The organism is Cellulomonas sp. NS3, from assembly GCF_024757985.1.
In the GTDB taxonomy this organism is placed as follows: Bacteria; Actinomycetota; Actinomycetes; order Actinomycetales; family Cellulomonadaceae; genus Cellulomonas_A.
In genome coordinates, this window is the sequence record NZ_CP103289.1 from 2,247,788 (window position 1) to 2,264,598 (window position 16,811).

General features: G+C 74.8%; 18 protein-coding genes. 12 read left to right on the plus strand and 6 right to left on the minus strand.

All coding sequences use genetic code 11. The features are described 5' to 3' along the window. Positions 1–40: 40 nt before the first annotated feature. Positions 41–955, minus strand: a complete 915-nt coding sequence (locus tag NXY84_RS10250; protein ID WP_258726970.1) for an NAD(P)H-hydrate dehydratase — start codon at positions 953–955, stop codon at positions 41–43. Next, complete coding sequence (locus NXY84_RS10255) at positions 942–1,676, minus strand: histidine phosphatase family protein (RefSeq protein WP_258726971.1); 735 nt, start codon at positions 1,674–1,676, stop codon at positions 942–944. Before NXY84_RS10255 ends, NXY84_RS10250 begins: the two co-directional genes overlap by 14 nt. Positions 1,677–1,881: 205 nt before the next feature. Between NXY84_RS10255 and NXY84_RS10260 the strand changes: the two genes are divergently transcribed. Next, entirely contained in the window at positions 1,882–2,016 is a 135-nt protein-coding gene (locus tag NXY84_RS10260) for a hypothetical protein (RefSeq protein ID WP_258726972.1), read from the plus strand. Between the two features lie 106 nt (positions 2,017–2,122). Here the strand turns inward: NXY84_RS10260 and sepH are convergent, their stop codons facing one another. Further along, a complete protein-coding gene (sepH, locus tag NXY84_RS10265) occupies positions 2,123–3,220 on the minus strand; it encodes a septation protein SepH (protein WP_258726973.1) in 1,098 nt (365 codons plus the stop codon). Between the two features lie 116 nt (positions 3,221–3,336). On the opposite strand from sepH, the gene NXY84_RS10270 reads away from it, so the two are divergent. The 3 genes from NXY84_RS10270 to NXY84_RS10280 all read left to right on the plus strand — a co-directional run bounded on the left by NXY84_RS10270 (position 3,337) and on the right by NXY84_RS10280 (position 5,491). After that, the gene (locus NXY84_RS10270) at positions 3,337–3,978 is read left to right on the plus strand and encodes a trimeric intracellular cation channel family protein (RefSeq protein ID WP_258726974.1); all 642 of its coding nucleotides are present in this window, start codon (positions 3,337–3,339) and stop codon (positions 3,976–3,978) included. A gap of 219 nt (positions 3,979–4,197) precedes the next feature. Then, the gene (locus NXY84_RS10275; protein ID WP_258727176.1) at positions 4,198–5,031 is read left to right on the plus strand and encodes an inositol monophosphatase family protein; all 834 of its coding nucleotides are present in this window, start codon (positions 4,198–4,200) and stop codon (positions 5,029–5,031) included. Between the two features lie 160 nt (positions 5,032–5,191). Then, on the plus strand, positions 5,192–5,491 hold the full coding sequence (locus NXY84_RS10280) for a DUF4193 domain-containing protein (RefSeq protein WP_034627831.1): 300 nt from the start codon (positions 5,192–5,194) through the stop codon (positions 5,489–5,491). 153 nt (positions 5,492–5,644) lie between these two features. On the opposite strand, the gene NXY84_RS10285 is transcribed toward NXY84_RS10280, so the two are convergent. Then, complete coding sequence (locus NXY84_RS10285) at positions 5,645–6,166, minus strand: DUF3093 domain-containing protein (RefSeq protein WP_258726975.1); 522 nt, start codon at positions 6,164–6,166, stop codon at positions 5,645–5,647. 54 nt (positions 6,167–6,220) lie between these two features. Here NXY84_RS10285 and dut point away from each other — a divergent pair, with 54 nt between their 5' ends. The 4 genes from dut (at position 6,221) to NXY84_RS10305 (ending at position 8,663) form a co-directional block, all read left to right on the plus strand. Then, positions 6,221–6,697 carry a dUTP diphosphatase gene (gene dut, locus NXY84_RS10290; RefSeq protein WP_258726976.1) on the plus strand — a complete coding sequence of 159 codons (477 nt, stop codon included), beginning with the start codon at positions 6,221–6,223 and terminating at the stop codon, positions 6,695–6,697. Between the two features lie 100 nt (positions 6,698–6,797). Then, on the plus strand, positions 6,798–7,520 hold the full coding sequence (locus NXY84_RS10295; protein WP_258726977.1) for a DUF3710 domain-containing protein: 723 nt from the start codon (positions 6,798–6,800) through the stop codon (positions 7,518–7,520). Next, on the plus strand, positions 7,517–7,885 hold the full coding sequence (locus NXY84_RS10300) for an OB-fold nucleic acid binding domain-containing protein (protein ID WP_034627842.1): 369 nt from the start codon (positions 7,517–7,519) through the stop codon (positions 7,883–7,885). Before NXY84_RS10295 ends, NXY84_RS10300 begins: the two co-directional genes overlap by 4 nt. Then, complete coding sequence (locus tag NXY84_RS10305; protein WP_258726978.1) at positions 7,878–8,663, plus strand: DUF3159 domain-containing protein; 786 nt, start codon at positions 7,878–7,880, stop codon at positions 8,661–8,663. Before NXY84_RS10300 ends, NXY84_RS10305 begins: the two co-directional genes overlap by 8 nt. Here NXY84_RS10305 and NXY84_RS10310 read toward each other — a convergent pair. Together NXY84_RS10310 and NXY84_RS10315 are read right to left on the minus strand one after the other, a co-directional pair. Beyond that, on the minus strand, positions 8,596–9,270 hold the full coding sequence (locus NXY84_RS10310; protein WP_258726979.1) for a potassium channel family protein: 675 nt from the start codon (positions 9,268–9,270) through the stop codon (positions 8,596–8,598). The two genes, NXY84_RS10305 and NXY84_RS10310, sit on opposite strands and share 68 nt — an antisense overlap. After that, complete coding sequence (locus NXY84_RS10315) at positions 9,267–9,917, minus strand: potassium channel family protein (RefSeq protein WP_258727177.1); 651 nt, start codon at positions 9,915–9,917, stop codon at positions 9,267–9,269. The genes NXY84_RS10310 and NXY84_RS10315 overlap by 4 nt, the downstream gene beginning before the upstream one ends. A 160-nt stretch (positions 9,918–10,077) precedes the next feature. Here NXY84_RS10315 and NXY84_RS10320 point away from each other — a divergent pair, with 160 nt between their 5' ends. The 4 genes from NXY84_RS10320 (at position 10,078) to NXY84_RS10335 (ending at position 16,647) form a co-directional block, all read left to right on the plus strand. Continuing rightward, positions 10,078–12,081 (plus strand): APC family permease, encoded by a 2,004-nt coding sequence (locus tag NXY84_RS10320; protein ID WP_258726980.1) that lies wholly within the window; start codon positions 10,078–10,080, stop codon positions 12,079–12,081. Beyond that, a complete protein-coding gene (locus tag NXY84_RS10325; protein ID WP_258726981.1) occupies positions 12,071–13,339 on the plus strand; it encodes a class I SAM-dependent RNA methyltransferase in 1,269 nt (422 codons plus the stop codon). The genes NXY84_RS10320 and NXY84_RS10325 overlap by 11 nt, the downstream gene beginning before the upstream one ends. 126 nt (positions 13,340–13,465) lie before the next feature. After that, complete coding sequence (locus tag NXY84_RS10330; protein ID WP_258726982.1) at positions 13,466–13,645, plus strand: translation initiation factor 2; 180 nt, start codon at positions 13,466–13,468, stop codon at positions 13,643–13,645. Between the two features lie 179 nt (positions 13,646–13,824). Next, positions 13,825–16,647: an aconitate hydratase gene (locus NXY84_RS10335; RefSeq protein ID WP_258726983.1), complete on the plus strand. Its 2,823-nt coding sequence runs from the start codon at positions 13,825–13,827 to the stop codon at positions 16,645–16,647. The last annotated feature ends 164 nt before the right edge of the window (positions 16,648–16,811 follow it).

A 16,811-nucleotide genomic window follows, 5' to 3' on the forward strand; every position in this document is an offset into this window, starting at 1 on the left:
GGTAGTCGCAGCACCGTCGAGCCGCCCTCGGCGCGGCGGCTCAGGCCTCCAGCTCGGTGATCACCGCGGGCAGCTCCTCGAGGAGCTCCCGCGCGAGGAAGCTGCGCTGCCCGACCCGTGCGGCGAGCCGGTCGCCCGCCGCGCCGTGCAGGTGCGTCCCCCAGCACGCCGCCTGCGCGGGGTCGGCGCCGCGCGCGAGCACGCCCGCGACCGCGCCGGCGAGGACGTCGCCGCTGCCGGACGTCGCGAGGCCGCCCGAGCCGGTCGACGACTCCCAGGCCCGGCCGTCCGGGGCGGCGAGGGCCCCGCGGCAGCTCACCACCGCGCCGTAGCGCGTCGCGATGCGGGCCGCGACGTCGGCGAGGTCGTCCAGCTCGGGGCTGTCCGGGTCGAGGCCGAGCAGGCGCGCGCCCTCGCCCGCGTTGGGGGTCAGCACGAGCCGCCCGTCGAACGCCGCGATCACGTCCGGGTCGACGTCGACGAGCACGCCGAGGGCGAACGCGTCGAGCACGACCGCGGTGTCGTCGCCGAGCCGGGGGAGCAGCTCGCCCAGGAGCTCCGAGGTCTCGTCCGCCCCGTCGAGGCCCGGCCCGACGAGCACGACCGTCGCGCGGGCGAGCTCGCCGTCGAGCGCGTCGACGCCGCTCGCACCGATCCGCCCGTGCGCGGTCTCGGGCATCCCGATCGCCGCCGACTCGGGCACGGCGACCGCGACCGCCACCGCGACCGACCCGCCCACCGCGAGGGTCAGCCGGCCGGCCCCGACTCGCAGGCACGCGAGCCCGGCGAGCATCGCGGCGCCCGGCGTCTGCCGCGCGCCCCCGACGACGAGCACCGCGCCGCGGGCGTCCTTCGAGTCGGCGTCCCCGGGCAGCGGCCAGCCGCGCAGCAGGGCGGGCGTGACGACCGTGCCGGACCGGTCGCCGGGCCGCGTGCCGCGCTCAGTGCCGGACATCGGCGGTCCCCGGGTGCTCGGTCGCGGGCACGCCCACGTCGGCGAGGTGGTCCGCGGCGTCGAACTCGCGCAGCGTCCACAGGTCGGCACCGGGCTCGCGCACGAGGGTCGTGACGGAGGCGTTGCGCACCGAGCGGCGGCGGCCCTCCTCGAGCACCTCGGTCTCGGTGAGCTGCTCGCACACGTACCGGATCACCATGATCACGGCGTCGTGGCAGACGACGAGCCCCCGGTCGGGCAGCTGAGGCCGGTCCAGGTCCGCGAGCAGGCTGCGGACCCGCAGGGCGAGGTCCGCCCACGACTCCCCGCCGGGCGGGCGGTAGTAGAACTTCCCGAGCCAGCGCCGGCGCTCCGCCTCGAGCGGGACCCGCTCGTCGACGCCGCGCGCCGTGAGCATGTCGAGGATCCCCAGCTCGCGGTCGCGCAGCCGCTCGTCGCGCCGCACCGGGAGGTCCAGACCGGCCGACTCGAGCCCGAGCAGCGCCGTCTGGTGCGCCCGGACGTACGGCGACGCCCACACCGCCTGCGGGCGCTGGTGCCCGGGCAGCTCGGCGAGCCACGTGCCCAGGCCGCGCGCCTGCGCGACCCCGAGCTCCGAGAGCTCGACGTCCGCGTCGCGCGCCGGCACGTCGATGACCTGGGCCCCGGCGCGGTGTGCGGCCGCGGCGGCGACGTTCCCCTCGCTCTCGCCGTGCCGGACCAGGTGGAGTGTCGTGATCATCCCCCGACCGTAGGAGGGCCCGCGCGAGCCCGCAGGTCGAGGCGCGGCGCACGGGTCCGCCGGCGGGTCCACGTGCGCGGGGTGCGGGTGCTGTGCACGGTGTGTGCGCACGGGCGGCCCGCTCGCCGTGGCCGTCCCGGCGACGTACGGTCGTGGCAGGGCGCGGTGCCGCACGGAGGCGCCGCCCGGACGTGAGGACACGCGCATGAACATCGGCAAGATGCTGAAGACCGGCGCCGCGATCAAGGTCGCGCAGGTGGTCCAGCGTGAGATGAGCAAGCCCGAGAACCAGCGCAAGGCCAAGGAGCTCCTGACCAAGGCGACGCGCCGCGGCCGCTGACCCACGCGCGCGCACGCCCCGGTGACCGTCATGGTCGCCGGGGCGTCGTCATGCGTCCGGCCGCGCGGGCTCCGGGCTCGGCTGGGTCGCGGCCGGCGGGCCCGCGCTACTCGGGCTTCGCGCCGAAGACGATCTCGTCCCAGCTCGGGACCTTCGCGCGGCCCTTGCGCGCAGCACGCGGACGCTCGGCCGGGGGAGCGACGGCCTCGTCGGGCTCGTCGCCGCGCTCGGCCTGCGGCTCCGGGACGGCAGGGACCGCCGGGGCGCCGTGCCCGCCGCCGTCCTCGCCGCGCAGGACGGGCTCGCGGCGGGCCGGCACGAGCACCTGCGCCTCGGCGAGCGGGTCGGCGTCGACCGGGTGGGCGCCGGGCACCTGGGCCTCGACCCCCGCGAAGTCGAACGCGTGCTGCGGTCCGAAGCCCTCGAACTCGTCGTCGTCGTCCAGGTCGAGCTGCTGGCGCACGCCGCGCCGGGTGTTCAGGTCGTCGAGCAGCGCGTGGGTGCGCTCGCGCGGGTCCGGCTCCGCGTCGGCCGGCGCGTCCTCGAAGCCCTCGACCGCGCGGACGCTGCCGTCGGCCTCGAGGTCGAAGACCACGTCACGGACCGCGGCGAGGTGGCGGCGCGGGATCGGCTCGTCGGCGAGCTCGGTCTCCGAGAGCCAGCGGGCCTCGTCCTCCTCCGCCTGCACGACGCGCTTGGCGGCGTCGTAGGTCCAACGCGCCTCGCGGATCTCGCCCCCCACGTCGAACCGCGCCACGACGACCCACGGGCCTGCCTGCTGACGGTGGGCGTCCCACGCGAGCGACTGCAGCGGGACGCCGCGGGCCGCGAGCCGGTCCGTCACGAGGTCGCCGAGCACCGGCGCGCCGGGGTCCCGGCCGACGCGGGTCGCCCGCGCCTGGTCCGCGATGAACGAGCGCTCGGCGAGCACCGGGCCCTCGTAGCGGCGGACCTGCTCGACGGCGAGGTCGGCCGACTCGGCCACCTCCTGCGCGGTCGCACCGGCCCGGATGCGCGCCTGGATCTCGCGCGGGCTCAGGACGCCGGAGTGCTCGGCGCGGAGCTGCTCGAGCTTCGGGCGGTCCCGGCGCACGGCAGCGCGCAGCGGCTCGTCGATGCGCAGACGGAACCGCTGCCCGTCCGGCCCCACGAGCACGAGGTGCTCCCCGTCGTCGTGGAGACCCACCAGCTCGAGCTCACCCATACGACCTCCTCGTAGCTCAGGGACGAGCGTGCCACCGAACACGGCCGTCCGGGGGGAACCCGCCCGGTGCGCCGCGACACGGGACCTGCCGCGGCGGCGCCTGAGAGTATGCGCTCGTGGCGCCCGACCTCCCGCTCCAGCCGCTGACCGAGCTCGTCGGCGTGTTCGTCGGCGGCCTGTCCGGCGGGCTCGCCGCGGTGCGCAAGCAGTTCGACATCTTCGGCATCGTCGTCCTCGCCTGGGCGGCCGGCCTGGGCGGGGGCCTGATCCGCGACGTGCTCGTCGGCGCCGTCCCGCCGGTCGGGGTCGCGCGCTGGGAGTTCATCGTCACCGCGTTCGCCGCCGGCATCGTCATGTACTTCTTCCACCCGCGGCTCGAGCGGGCGCGCCGCGTGATCGCGGTGCTCGACGCGGGGGCGCTCGCGCTGTTCAGCGTCGTCGGCACGCTCAAGGGCCTCGAGCTCGGGGCCGGCGCGACCGCGTCGGTGTGCGTCGGGGTGATCACGGGCGTCGGCGGCGGGGTGCTGCGCGACCTGCTCACGGGCGAGGTCCCCGTCGTGCTGCACCACCGCCAGCTCTACGCGATCCCCGCGGTGGTGGGGGCGTCGCTGACGGCGCTGCTGTGGACGACGTCGACGCTCACCCTGCTCACGGAGCTGCTCGCGGTCGCCGTGGTGTTCGTGCTCCGCGTCGTGGCGATGCGCCTGCACCTGTCGGCCCCCGGCCCGTGGCGCGGTCCTGCGCAGGGCGGACGCTGACCGCCGGGCGAGCCCACCCGCGCTCTCTCCGGTGCGCTCGGCGAGCACGTCCCCCGGGTGCGCGTCGGACCGGTCCGCGGCGGACGGCCCGGCCGCCGGGGGCCCGAGCCGCTCGGGCAGGATGGGCGCGTGACCTCCGACGCCCTGCCCGCACCGTCCGCCGACGACCCCACGCGTCCCCGTCCCGCCTCCACGACCACCGAGCCCGGCGCGCCGTCCCTGCCCGGCCTGCCCGGCGCCGACGAGACGCGCGAGCTCGTCGCGCTCGCCGAGACCCTCGCGCGCGCCGCGGGGCACCTCGTGCGCGACGGCCGCCCCGACCGGGTCGACGTCGCCGCGACCAAGACCAGCCCCATGGACGTCGTGACGCAGATGGACCTCGCGTCGGAGGCGCTGCTGCGCTCGATGCTCGCCGAGCACCGCCCGCACGACGGGATCCTCGGTGAGGAGGAGGCTCCGGTCGCGGGCACGAGCGGGCTCACGTGGGTGATCGACCCGATCGACGGCACCGTCAACTACCTCTACGGCATCCCCGCGTACGCGATCTCGGTCGCGGTCGTCGCCGGCCCGCCCGACCCTGCGACGTGGACCGTCGTCGCGGGGTGCGTGCACTCGGTCGCGGACGGGCGCACCTACATCGCGGGGCGCGGCCTCGGCGCGCACCTCGACGGACGCCGGCTCACGCTGCGGGCGGCCGAGAACCTCGCGGGCTCGCTGCTCGGGACGGGCTTCGGGTACACCGTCGAGCGGCGGCGCGCGCAGGCCCGCGTCGTGGCCGAGCTCCTGCCGCAGGTCCGGGACGTCCGGCGCATCGGCTCGGCGTCGCTCGACCTGTGCGCGCTCGCCTCGGGCGGGCTCGACCTGTACTACGAACGGGGGCTCAAGCCGTGGGACCTCGCGGCGGGCGCGCTCGTCGCGCAGGAGGCCGGTGCGGTCGTGACGGGCCTGGACGGGCAGCCCGCGGGGGAGGCCATGACGGTCGCAGGTCCGGCGGGTACGGTGGCGCAGCTCACGTCGATCCTCAGCGCTCTCGGGGCGGGCACAGGCGCCTGAAAGGGCAGATTTCGGGCCGTCTCGCGCTGGGCATTTGTCCGTGTGTGCGCCCGGCCCTGAAATAGTGCACAATCCCAGCGCCGCGGGAACAATCGACGGTGCCGAAGCATTGATCCCGCATACGACGAACCGCCGACACGACCGGAGTGTGACCCCGCTGATGGCAACCGACTACGACGCCCCGCGCAAGACCGAGGAGGACCTCAGCGAGGACTCGCTGCAGGAGCTCCAGGCTCGGCGCTCCGACAAGAACTCGGGCGTGGTCGACGAGGACGAGACCGAAGCCGCGGAAGGCTTCGAGCTCCCCGGCGCCGACCTGTCGGGCGAGGAGCTGTCGGTGCGTGTCCTCCCGCGTCAGGCGGACGAGTTCACGTGCACGAGCTGTTACCTCGTCCACCACCGCAGCCAGCTCGCCTACGAGAAGGACGGCCGCCCCGTCTGCTCGGAGTGCGCTGCCTGAGCTCGGCACCGACGACCACCACGAGGCCGGCGACCTGGGATCCCCCGGGGCGCCGGCCTCGTCCGTGGTCGGGCGTCGCCGCGCCGACCGGTGCCGGTCGGCACGGGGACGCCCGGCGCGCACCGGCGCCGCGCGGCGTGGACCGCGGGTGCGTCAGCCGCCCAGCGCGTGACCCGCCCCGCCGAGCGCGGCGGCGAGCTCCGCGGGGCGCCGGGTCGACACGAGCCAGTAGGGCGTCGGGTCCTGCGGGTCGCGCACCTCGACGCGCACGGCCGTGCCCGCCCACGCCCGCAGGCAGACGTAGGCCCGCGCGTCGAGCCCCGGCCCGAGGGCGGCGCGCGTCTCGTCGCGGTCCAGAGCGCGCGCGTCGCCGAGCAGGGCGAGCGGGATGCGGGCCCGGCCGGCCGTCAGCTCGCCGTCCTGCACGCGCACGCGCGGGGACGAGAGCACCGCGAAGGTCAGCGTCCCGGCGAGCGCGACGGCCCCGACGCCCGCCGCGAGACCCGGGTGCACCGGGACGAACGCGATCGCCAGGAGCCCCGCGCCGGCGACCGCGAGGAACCACCCGAGCGGCCCCGGCCAGAGCCGCTCGTCGTGCGCGGCGCCGCCGGGCACGCGTCCCGCCGGCGAGCCTGCGGGCGTGGCGTGCGGGGGCTCGGCGGCGTGCGGCGGCATGCGTCCAGCATCCCAGACCCGCAGGCCCGCACGGGCGGGGTAGGGTCGCTCCCCGTGACGGCCGACACGACGCTCGAGGTCCTCCTGCTCCGGCTCGACGACGCGGCCCCGGTGCCCGCGTACGCGCACCCCGGCGACGCGGGGGCCGACCTCGTGACGCGGGTCGACGTGGTCGTCCCGCCGCAGGGCCGGGTCACCGTCCCGACCGGCGTCGCGATCGCGCTGCCCGACGGCTTCGCGGCGTTCGTGCACCCGCGCTCCGGGCTCGCCTCGCGCCACGGGCTGACGATCGTCAACGCGCCGGGCACGGTCGACGCCGGCTACCGCGGCGAGATCTCCGTGACCCTGCTCAACACCGACGTCGAGGCGCCCGTCGTGCTGGCGCGCGGCGACCGCATCGCCCAGCTCGTCATCCAGCGGGTCGAGCGGGCGCGGTTCGTCGAGGTGGAGCGGCTGCCGGGCTCGCACCGCGGCGAGGGCGGGTTCGGCTCGAGCGGCGGCTGGGCGGACGCGCAGGCGCCCCGGTCCTGAACGCGCGCGACCCGGCTCCCCGCTAGGTCGCGCGGCGCACGCGGATTACTGTCGTGGGGGTGCCCCGCGGCGGGCGACAGGTGAGAAGGGGTCGATCGAAGTGGGTCTTTTCCGGCGCGGCGCGCGAGAGAACGCGGCCGACGAGACGACGACGGGTGCCACGCCCGAGGTGGCCGCGCAGGCGTCCGACGACGGCGGGGCGCGCGAGCGCGGGCCGTGGGACGTGAGCGACGTCGACGGCACGGGCGCACGCCTCGACCTCGGCGCGATCCTCGTGCCCGGCCGGCCCGGCATGGAGCTGCGCATGGAGATCGACAAGGCCTCCGGCGCGGTGTCCGCCGCCGCCGTGAGCCTCGGCGGCTCGACGCTCCAGCTCCAGGCTTTCGCCGCTCCGCGGACCGAGGGCATCTGGGACGAGATCCGCGCGGAGATCGCCGAGTCCGTCACGAAGCAGGGCGGCTCGGCGGACGACCTGCCCGGCCCGTTCGGGCGCGAGCTGCTGGCGCGCCTGCCCGTGCGCACGCCCGAGGGGCGCACCGGGCACCGGCCCGCGCGCTTCATCGGCGCCGACGGACCCCGGTGGTTCCTGCGCGGCGTCGTCACGGGGAAGGCCGCGGTCGACCCCGAGGCCGCGGTCGAGCTCGAGAGCGTCTTCGCGGACATCGTCGTCGTGCGGGGCACGGAGGCGCGGGCACCGCGCGACCTGCTCACGCTGCGGCTCCCCGCGCAGGACGGCGGCCCGGCGCAGCCTGCGGCCGACGAGCCCGCCGCACCGACGTTCGACCCCATGACCCGGGGTCCCGAGATCACGGAGATCCGATGACGCTGCGCGAGGCGCTGCGGCGCGCGGTCGCGTCGCAGGCGGAGATCGAGGCCGACGAGGAGCGCGCCGACGCGCACTCCGTCGCCGGCTGCGTCCCGGTCGACGAGCTGCCCGACCGGCACCGCGCCAAGGTGTCCGGCATCCTGCGCTCGGTGACCCTGCGCCCCCGCGAGGGCGTGCCCGCGCTCGAGGCCGAGCTGTACGACGGCAGCGGCACGATCGACCTCGTCTGGCTCGGCCGGCGCGAGATCGCCGGGATCGAGCCGGGTCGACGCCTGCAGGTCGAGGGGCTCGCGTGCGCGATCGACGGTCGCCGCACGATGTTCAACCCCCGCTACGAGCTGCGGCCGCGTCCCGGTGAGTGAGTCCGAGCAGGCCCGCCCGCTCACCGGCACCGTTCCCGGCGACGCGATCGGGGCCGACGACGTGTCGGGTCCCGGGAGCGCGGCCGAGGGCGGCAGCGCCGCTGCCAAGCCCGCGCGCGGCGTCTACCAGCTCGCCGGCGAGGACTTCTCCCTCGCGGAGGCCATCGGCGGCTGGCGCGGCGTCGTCGAGTCGGCGCTGCCCGGGCTCGTCTTCGTCGTCGTGTACGTCGCCGTCCGCGAGCTGCGCCCGGCGCTCGTCGCGTCCGTCGCGGTCGCGGCGCTGGCGGTGATCGTCCGCCTCGTGCAGCGCACCCCCGTCACGCAGGCCTTCTCGGGGATCCTCGGGATCGGCATCGGCGTGCTCTGGGCGTGGCGGACCGGCGAGGCGCAGGACTTCTTCGCCTACGGCCTGTGGGTCAACGTCGCGTGGTGCGCCGGTGCGCTGGTCTCGGTGCTCGTGCGCTGGCCCGCGGTCGGCGTCATCGTGTCGTTCGTGCGCGGCGAGGACATGTCGTGGCGGCTCGACAGCCGCCCGGCCGCCCAGCTCCTGCGTCGCCGGTACGTGTGGGCGACGCTGCTGTGGGTCGGGGTGTTCGGCGCTCGCCTGGCCGTCCAGGTCCCGCTCTACCTGCAGGGCGAGGACGCCGTCGGGTGGCTCGGCACCGCGAAGCTCGTGATGGGCGTGCCGCTGTTCGCGGCCGGCCTCTACGTCACCTGGCTCCTGGTCCGTGAGTCAGGAGCTCCTCGAGAGCCTTCTCGTCCGCCTCGCGCCCCGTGACGAACAGCAGCTCGTCGCGCTCCTCGAGGGTGTCGTCGACGCTGGGCGCGATCGGGCGGGTCCCGCGCACGATGCACGCGAGCACCGTGTCCTCGGGCCACGCGACCTGACCGACGCGCAGGCCCGCGAGGGGTGAGCCCTCGGGCAGCGTGAGCTCGAGGATGTCCGCCTTGGACTGGTGGAACGTGAAGATCCGCACGAGGTCGCCGACCGCGACGGCCTCCTCGACCATCGCGGTCATGATGCGCGGGGTGGAGACGGCGACGTCGACGCCCCACGCCTCGTCGAACATCCACTCGTTCTTCGGGTTGTTCACGCGCGCGACCGTGCGCGGGACCCCGTACTCGGTCTTGGCGAGCAGCGAGATGACGAGGTTCGCCTTGTCGTCTCCCGTGGCGGCCACGACCACGTCGCACTCGTCGACCTTGGCCTGCGTCAGCGTCGGCAGCTCGCACGCGTCGGCGAGGAGCCAGTCCGCGTCCGCGACCTGCGACACGCGCATGGCGGAGGGCTGGCGGTCGATGAGCGTGACCTCGTGTCCGTGGCCGAGCAGCTCGCGCGCGATGGACCGGCCGACCGAGCCGGCTCCGGCGATGACGACCCTCATCGGGAGACCTCCGGGCCACGGGTGAGCGTGCGTTCGACGAACGAGCTCTCGTCGGCCCGCATGAGGACGTGCAGCGTGTCGTTCTCCTGGAGCACGGTCGTGGCGGTCGGCAGGAGGCCGTCGCCGTAGCGCGTGACGTAGGCGATGCGCGCGCCGCTCGCCTCCTCGACCTGGCTCAGGGGGTGCCCGACCCAGCCCGGGTGCACGTCGACCTGGGCGAGCACGATCTGCCCCGACGCGTCCCGGTGCTCGTCCGTCGCGCCCATGGGCAGCAGCCGGCGCAGCACCTGGTCGGCGGTCCACCGCACGGTCGCAACCGTGGGGATCCCGAGGCGCTGGTAGATCTCGGCGCGGTGCGGGTCGTAGATGCGGGCGACCACGTTGCCGACGCCGTACGTCTCGCGCACGACGCGCGCGGCGAGGATGTTCGAGTTGTCGCCGTCGGACACCGCGGCGAAGCCGTACGCGTCGTCGATGCCGGCCTGAGCGAGGGTGTCGCGGTCGAAGCCGAGCCCCGTGACCTTGCTCCCGGAGAACTCGGCGTCGAGGCGCCGGAACGAGTCGGGGTTCTGGTCGATGACGGCGACCGAGTGGCCGTGGCTCTCGAGGGACTGGGCGAGGGTCGCGCCGACCCGGCCGCAGCCCATGATGACGAAGTGCACAGCCGGTCACGCTATACCTCGCGGGTGTGCGCCGCCGCACCGCCGGGCCGGGACGGGCCCGGTGCCGGGGCCGCGACCCACCGGTGCCGCGCCGCAGGTGGCGTGCGGGAGGCGGGCCGTCGGCGCGGGCATAGCATGGTCACTCGTGTCGGACATCGGTGATGCCGCCAAGCGCTTGCTCCTCGGACGTCCCGTCCGCAGCGACCGCCTCGGCCACACGCTCCTGCCGAAGCGGATCGCGCTGCCGATCTTCGCCTCGGACGCCCTGTCGTCGGTCGCGTACGCCCCGGACGAGGTGCTGCTCACGCTCGCGCTCGCGGGGCTGACGGCGACCGTGATCTCGCCGTGGGTCGGACTGGCGGTCGTCGTCGTGATGATGACGGTGATCGCGTCGTACCGGCAGAACGTGCACGCGTACCCCTCGGGGGGCGGCGACTACGAGGTCGCGACGGTCAACCTCGGGCCCAAGGCGGGCGTGACGGTCGCGAGCGCGCTGCTCGTCGACTACGTGCTCACGGTCGCGGTGTCGATCTCCTCGGGCGCGCAGTACGCCGCGTCGGCGATCCCGTCGCTGCGGGGGCACGAGACGGCGTTCGCGGTCGCGCTCGTCGTGCTGCTCACCCTCGCGAACCTGCGCGGGGTACGCGAGTCGGGCAAGGCGTTCGCGATCCCCGTGTACCTGTACATGCTCGCGATCGGCGCGACGGTCGTCATCGGGTTCGTGCGCTACCTCGCGGGCGACCTGCCGATGGCCGAGAGCTCCGAGCTCGAGATCGTGCCGTCCTCCGCGTTCGACCAGGGCCTCGTCGGGCTCGCCGGGGCATTCCTCGTGCTGCGCGCGTTCGCGTCCGGCTCCGCCGCGCTGACCGGCGTCGAGGCGATCAGCAACGGGGTGCCGGCGTTCAAGAAGCCCAAGTCCCGCAACGCCGCGACGACGCTCGCGTTCCTCGGGCTGATCTCGGCGACGTTCATCACCTCGATCCTCGTGCTCGCTCAGGTCACGGGAATCCACTACGTCGAGGACCCGCACGAGCAGCTCCTGCGCGACGGCGTCCCCGTGGGCGAGGAGTACGTCCAGCACCCGGTGATCGGCCAGCTCGCCGAGACGGTGTTCGCGGGCTTCCCGGTGGCGTTCGTGTCGGTCGCGATCGTGACGGGCCTCATCCTCGTGCTCGCGGCGAACACGGCGTTCAACGGCTTCCCGCTGCTCGGCTCGATCCTCGCCAAGGACGGCTACCTCCCGCGCCAGCTGCACACGCGCGGCGACCGGCTCGCGTTCTCGAACGGCATCCTCACGCTCGCGGCCGCGGCAATCGGGCTCATCATCGCGTTCGACGCCGAGGTCACCCGGCTCATCCAGCTGTACATCGTCGGGGTGTTCGTCTCGTTCACGCTGAGCCAGCTCGGGATGGTCCGGCACTGGACGCGCGAGCTGCGCACCGAGCCGGACCCCCGCCGCCGCGCGCAGATGACCCGCTCGCGCGTGATCAACACGGTCGGCTTCGGCATGACCTCGGTGGTCCTCGTCGTCGTGCTGGTCACCAAGTTCATGCTCGGCGCGTGGATCGCGATCCTCGCGATGGGCGGGGTGTTCGTGCTCATGCGGGCGATCCGCGCGCACTACGACTCGGTGCGTGCCGAGCTCGCGCTGGGACCCGACGCCGAGGCGGCGCGCGCGCTGCCGAGCCGCGTGCACGCGCTGGTGCTCGTCTCGCACCTGCACCGCCCGACGATGCGGGCGATCGCCTACGCCCGCGCGTCCCGTCCGCAGGTGCTCGAGGCCGTCACGGTCGGGGTCGACGCCGACGACGTCGCGCGGCTGAAGGCCGAGTGGGAGGCGCTCGACCTCCCCGTGCCCCTCCGGGTGCTCGACTCGCCGTTCCGCGAGATCACCCGGCCGATCCTCACCTACGTGCGCTCGGTGCGCCGGGAGAGCCCGCGCGACATCGTCGTCGTGTACATCCCCGAGTACGTCGTCGGGCACTGGTGGGAGCAGCTCCTGCACAACCAGAGCGCGCTGCGCCTCAAGGGGCGCCTGCTGTTCACGCCCGGCGTCGTGGTCGCGTCCGTGCCGTGGCAGCTCGCGTCGTCCGAGGGGCAGACCGGTCTCGAGGACAGGGTCCGGGGTACGGTTCCGCGTGACCTCTGACCTCCTCGAGTTCCGCATCGGCCCTGTCGCCCACGGCGGGCACTGCGTCGCACGGCTCGACGCCGACCCCGACGGTCGCGGCGGTCGCGTCGTGTTCGTCCGGCACACGCTGCCCGGCGAGCGCGTGCTCGCCCGCCTGACCGACGCGGGGGAGGGCGCGACGTTCTGGCGCGCCGACGCGGTCGAGATCCTCGACGCCTCGCCCGACCGCGTGCCCTCCGCGTGGCCCGAGGCCGGGCCCGACGGGGTCGGCGGCGGCGAGCTCGCGCACGTCGCCCTCCCGGCGCAGCGGGCCTGGAAGGCCACGGTCCTCGCCGAGCAGCTCAGCCGCCTCGCGAAGGTCGAGCGCGACGTCGTCGTCGAGGCCGCGCCCGGCGATGACGAGCGCGGCGGGCTCGGGTGGCGCACGCGCATCGAGCTCGTCGCCGACGCGCAGGGCCGTGCCGGCATGCGTGCGCACCGCTCGCACGACGTGCACGCGCTCGACCGGATGCCGCTCGCGTCGCCCGCGATCGAGGAGCTCGGCCTGTTCGCGCGCCGCTGGCGGCCCGGCCAGGTGGTCGACGTCGTCGCCCCGGCGTCCGGGGACACCCCGGTGGTGCTCGTCGACGGCCAGCCGTTCGACCTGCGCAAGGGCCGCGTCGACCCGCGGCCGAACGCCCGGTCGACCGTGCGCGAGCACGTGCACGCCGGCGGGCGCGACTACACGTACCGGGTCGCGGCGGAGGGGTTCTGGCAGGTGCACCGCGAGGCGCCCGGCCTGCTCACGGGCGCGGTGCTCGACGCGGTCGGGGACGTCGACGGCGCCACGGTCCTCGACCTGTACTCCGGCGCGGGGCTGTTCACGCTGCCGCTCGCCGACGCCGTCGGGCCCACGGGTGAGGTCGTCGCCGTGGAGGGCGACGCGCGCGCCGTGCGGGACGCCCGGCGCGGGGTGCACGACCGCACGAACGTCGAGCTCCACCACGCCGACGTCGGGCGCGCGCTCGCGGGCAGCGACGACCCGGACTCCGACGTCGTGCACGCCGACGTCGTCGTGCTCGACCCGCCGCGCGCGGGTGCGGGGCGCGCCGTCACCGCGTCGATCGCCGCGCTGCGCCCCGAGCGCGTCGTCTACGTCGCGTGCGACCCCGCGGCGCTCGCCCGGGACGTCGCCTACCTCGCGGCGGGCGGCTACGAGCTCGCCGACGTGCGCGGGTTCGACCTGTTCCCCATGACGCACCACGTCGAGGCGGTCGCGGTCCTGACGCGCCGCTGACCGGCGCCCGGCGTCGCCCCGGGTGCCGGTTCCCGCGCGCACCGGTCGGTCCCTCGCGCCGCCGCACGGCCCGGCATAGCGTGGGACCGGGCCGGGCCACCGGGGCCCGCCAGGAGGGAGCCGGCGATGACCACCGGGCACGAGAGCGAGGCGGCGACGAGGCTGGCCGCGGCCAGCCGGGTCGCCAGGGCCGAGCTGGACAAGCAGGGCACGCCCGACTACGACCCGCGCGCGCACGAGCGGGCCGTCGAGTTCGAGCGCAAGGCCGCCGACGCGTTGCGGGCCGCGCGCGCGGGCACGAGCTGACGGGCGTTCCCGGCGGCGTGCGCGACGACGGATCGGGGCGGACGCGCTAGGATGTATCTCGACATCGAGATATTGCGTCGAGATGCACGGCGGCTCCCCGAGCACCTGACGGGTGAGCGCCCCGATCCGCCGTCCGGCACCGTCACCGCCGGGCAAGTCGTGCGAGCGAAGGAGCCACAGTGAGCAGTGTCGACAGCTTCGGGTCGAAGGGGGGTCTCCAGGTCGGAGACGCCACCTACGAGATCTACCGCCTCTCGGCGGTGCCGGGTCTCGAGAAGCTCCCGTACAGCCTCAAGGTCCTCGCCGAGAACCTGCTGCGCACCGAGGACGGCGCGAACATCACCGCCGACCACGTGCGCGCGCTCGCCGGGTGGGACCCCGCGGCGGAGCCCGACACCGAGATCCAGTTCACGCCCGCGCGCGTGATCATGCAGGACTTCACCGGCGTCCCGTGCGTCGTCGACCTCGCCACGATGCGCGAGGCCGTCGCCGAGCTCGGGGGGGACCCGCAGCGCATCAACCCGCTCGCCCCCGCCGAGCTCGTGATCGACCACTCGGTCCAGATCGACGTCGCAGGCCGCTCCGACGCGTTCGAGCGCAACGTCGCGCTCGAGTACGAGCGCAACTTCGAGCGCTACCAGTTCCTGCGCTGGGGCCAGACGGCGTTCGACGACTTCAAGGTCGTCCCGCCCGGCACCGGCATCGTGCACCAGGTCAACATCGAGTACCTCGCCCGCACCGTCATGACCCGCGAGGTCGGCGGCGTGCTGCGCGCCTACCCCGACACCTGCGTCGGCACCGACTCGCACACCACGATGGTCAACGGCCTGGGCGTGCTCGGCTGGGGCGTCGGCGGCATCGAGGCCGAGGCGGCGATGCTCGGCCAGCCGGTCTCGATGCTCATCCCGCGCGTCGTCGGCTTCCGGCTCTCGGGCCAGATCCCCGCCGGCGTCACGGCCACCGACGTGGTGCTCACGATCACCCAGCAGCTGCGGGGGCACGGCGTGGTCGGCAAGTTCGTCGAGTTCTACGGCGAGGGCGTCGCGGCGGTCCCGCTCGCGAACCGCGCGACCATCGGGAACATGAGCCCCGAGTTCGGCTCGACGGCGGCGATCTTCCCGATCGACGGCGTCACCATGGAGTACCTGCGGCTCACGGGCCGCTCGCAGGCGCAGCTCGAGCTCGTCGAGGCGTACGCGAAGGAGCAGGGCCTCTGGCACGACCCGTCCGCGGCAGGCTACGTCGAGCCCGTCTTCTCCGAGTACCTCGAGCTCGACCTGAGCACCGTGGTCCCGTCGATCGCCGGCCCGAAGCGTCCCCAGGACCGCATCGAGCTGAGCGGCGCGAAGGAGGCGTTCGCGTCGTCGATCCTCGACTACGTCGACGCGAGCGAGCACCCGCGCGGCACGGGCCTCGACGAGTCGGTCGAGGAGACGTTCCCCGCGTCCGACCCGATCGCGGCCGGCGAGCACGCCGACGCCTCGGACGGCCCGGCGGAGGCCGGCCACGGCGACGCCGCGACGCGCCCGCACAAGCGCGTGCCGGTGACCCTCACGGACGGCACCGAGACCGAGCTCGACCACGGCCACGTGGTCATCGCGTCGATCACGTCGTGCACCAACACGTCGAACCCGTCGGTCATGCTCGCCGCGGCGCTGCTCGCGAAGAAGGCCGTCGACAAGGGCCTGACCGCCAAGCCGTGGGTCAAGACGTCGATGGCGCCCGGCTCGAAGGTCGTCACCGACTACTACGAGAAGGCCGGCCTGTGGCCGTACCTCGAGAAGCTCGGCTTCCACCTCGTCGGCTACGGCTGCGCGACGTGCATCGGCAACTCGGGGCCGCTGCCCGAGGAGGTCTCGGCCGTCGTCAACGAGCACGACCTGTCGGTCGTCTCGGTGCTCTCGGGCAACCGCAACTTCGAGGGCCGCATCAACCCCGACGTGAAGATGAACTACCTCGCGTCGCCGCCGCTCGTCGTCGCCTACGCGCTCGCCGGCACGATGGACTTCGACTTCGAGAACGAGCCGCTCGGCCACACGGACGCCGGCGAGCCGGTCATGCTCGCCGACATCTGGCCGTCGCCGGCCGAGGTCCAGTCGACGATCGACTCGGCGATCGACCGCGGCATGTTCACCAAGGACTACGCCGACGTGTTCGCGGGCGACGAGCGCTGGCAGGCGCTGCCGACGCCGCAGGGCGCGACGTTCGCGTGGGACGCCGGGTCCACCTACGTGCGCAAGCCCCCGTACTTCGAGGGCATGACGCCCGAGCCCGCGCCGGTCCTGGACATCTCGGGTGCACGCGTGCTCGCGAAGCTCGGCGACTCGGTCACGACCGACCACATCAGCCCGGCCGGCTCGATCAAGGCCGACAGCCCGGCGGGCACGTACCTCGCGGAGCACGGCGTCGAGCGCCGCGACTTCAACTCCTACGGCTCGCGCCGCGGGAACCACGAGGTCATGATCCGCGGCACGTTCGCGAACATCCGGCTGCGCAACCAGCTCGTGCCCGGTGTCGAGGGCGGGTTCACGGTCAACCACCTCGACGGTGCGCAGACGACGATCTACGACGCGGCGCAGGCGTACGCGGCGGCGGGCGTCCCGCTCGTGATCCTCGGCGGCAAGGAGTACGGCTCGGGCTCGTCGCGCGACTGGGCGGCCAAGGGCACGGCGCTGCTCGGCGTCCGGGCCGTCATCACGGAGAGCTTCGAGCGGATCCACCGCTCGAACCTCATCGGGATGGGCGTCCTGCCGCTGCAGTTCCCGGCGGGGGAGTCGGCGGACTCGCTCGGGCTCGACGGCACCGAGACCTTCGACATCGCGGGCGTCACCGCGCTCAACGACGGCACGACGCCGCGCACGGTCGCGGTCCGGGCCACGAAGGCGGACGGCTCGGTCGTCGAGTTCGACGCGGTCGTGCGCATCGACACCCCGGGCGAGGCGGACTACTACCGCAACGGCGGCATCCTGCAGTACGTGCTCCGCTCGCTCGTGACGGCCTGACGGCACGGCGCAGCCGCACGACGCACGTCCCGGAGGGCGCTCGCACCACGTGTGCGGGCGCCCTCCGGCGTCTCCGGGCCGGGCTCGAGCTCGGTTCCGGGCCGGTCCGTCCTCGCGACGCCAGGGTCGTCGCGTTGCGATAACGGAAACATGCGCCGGGCGCC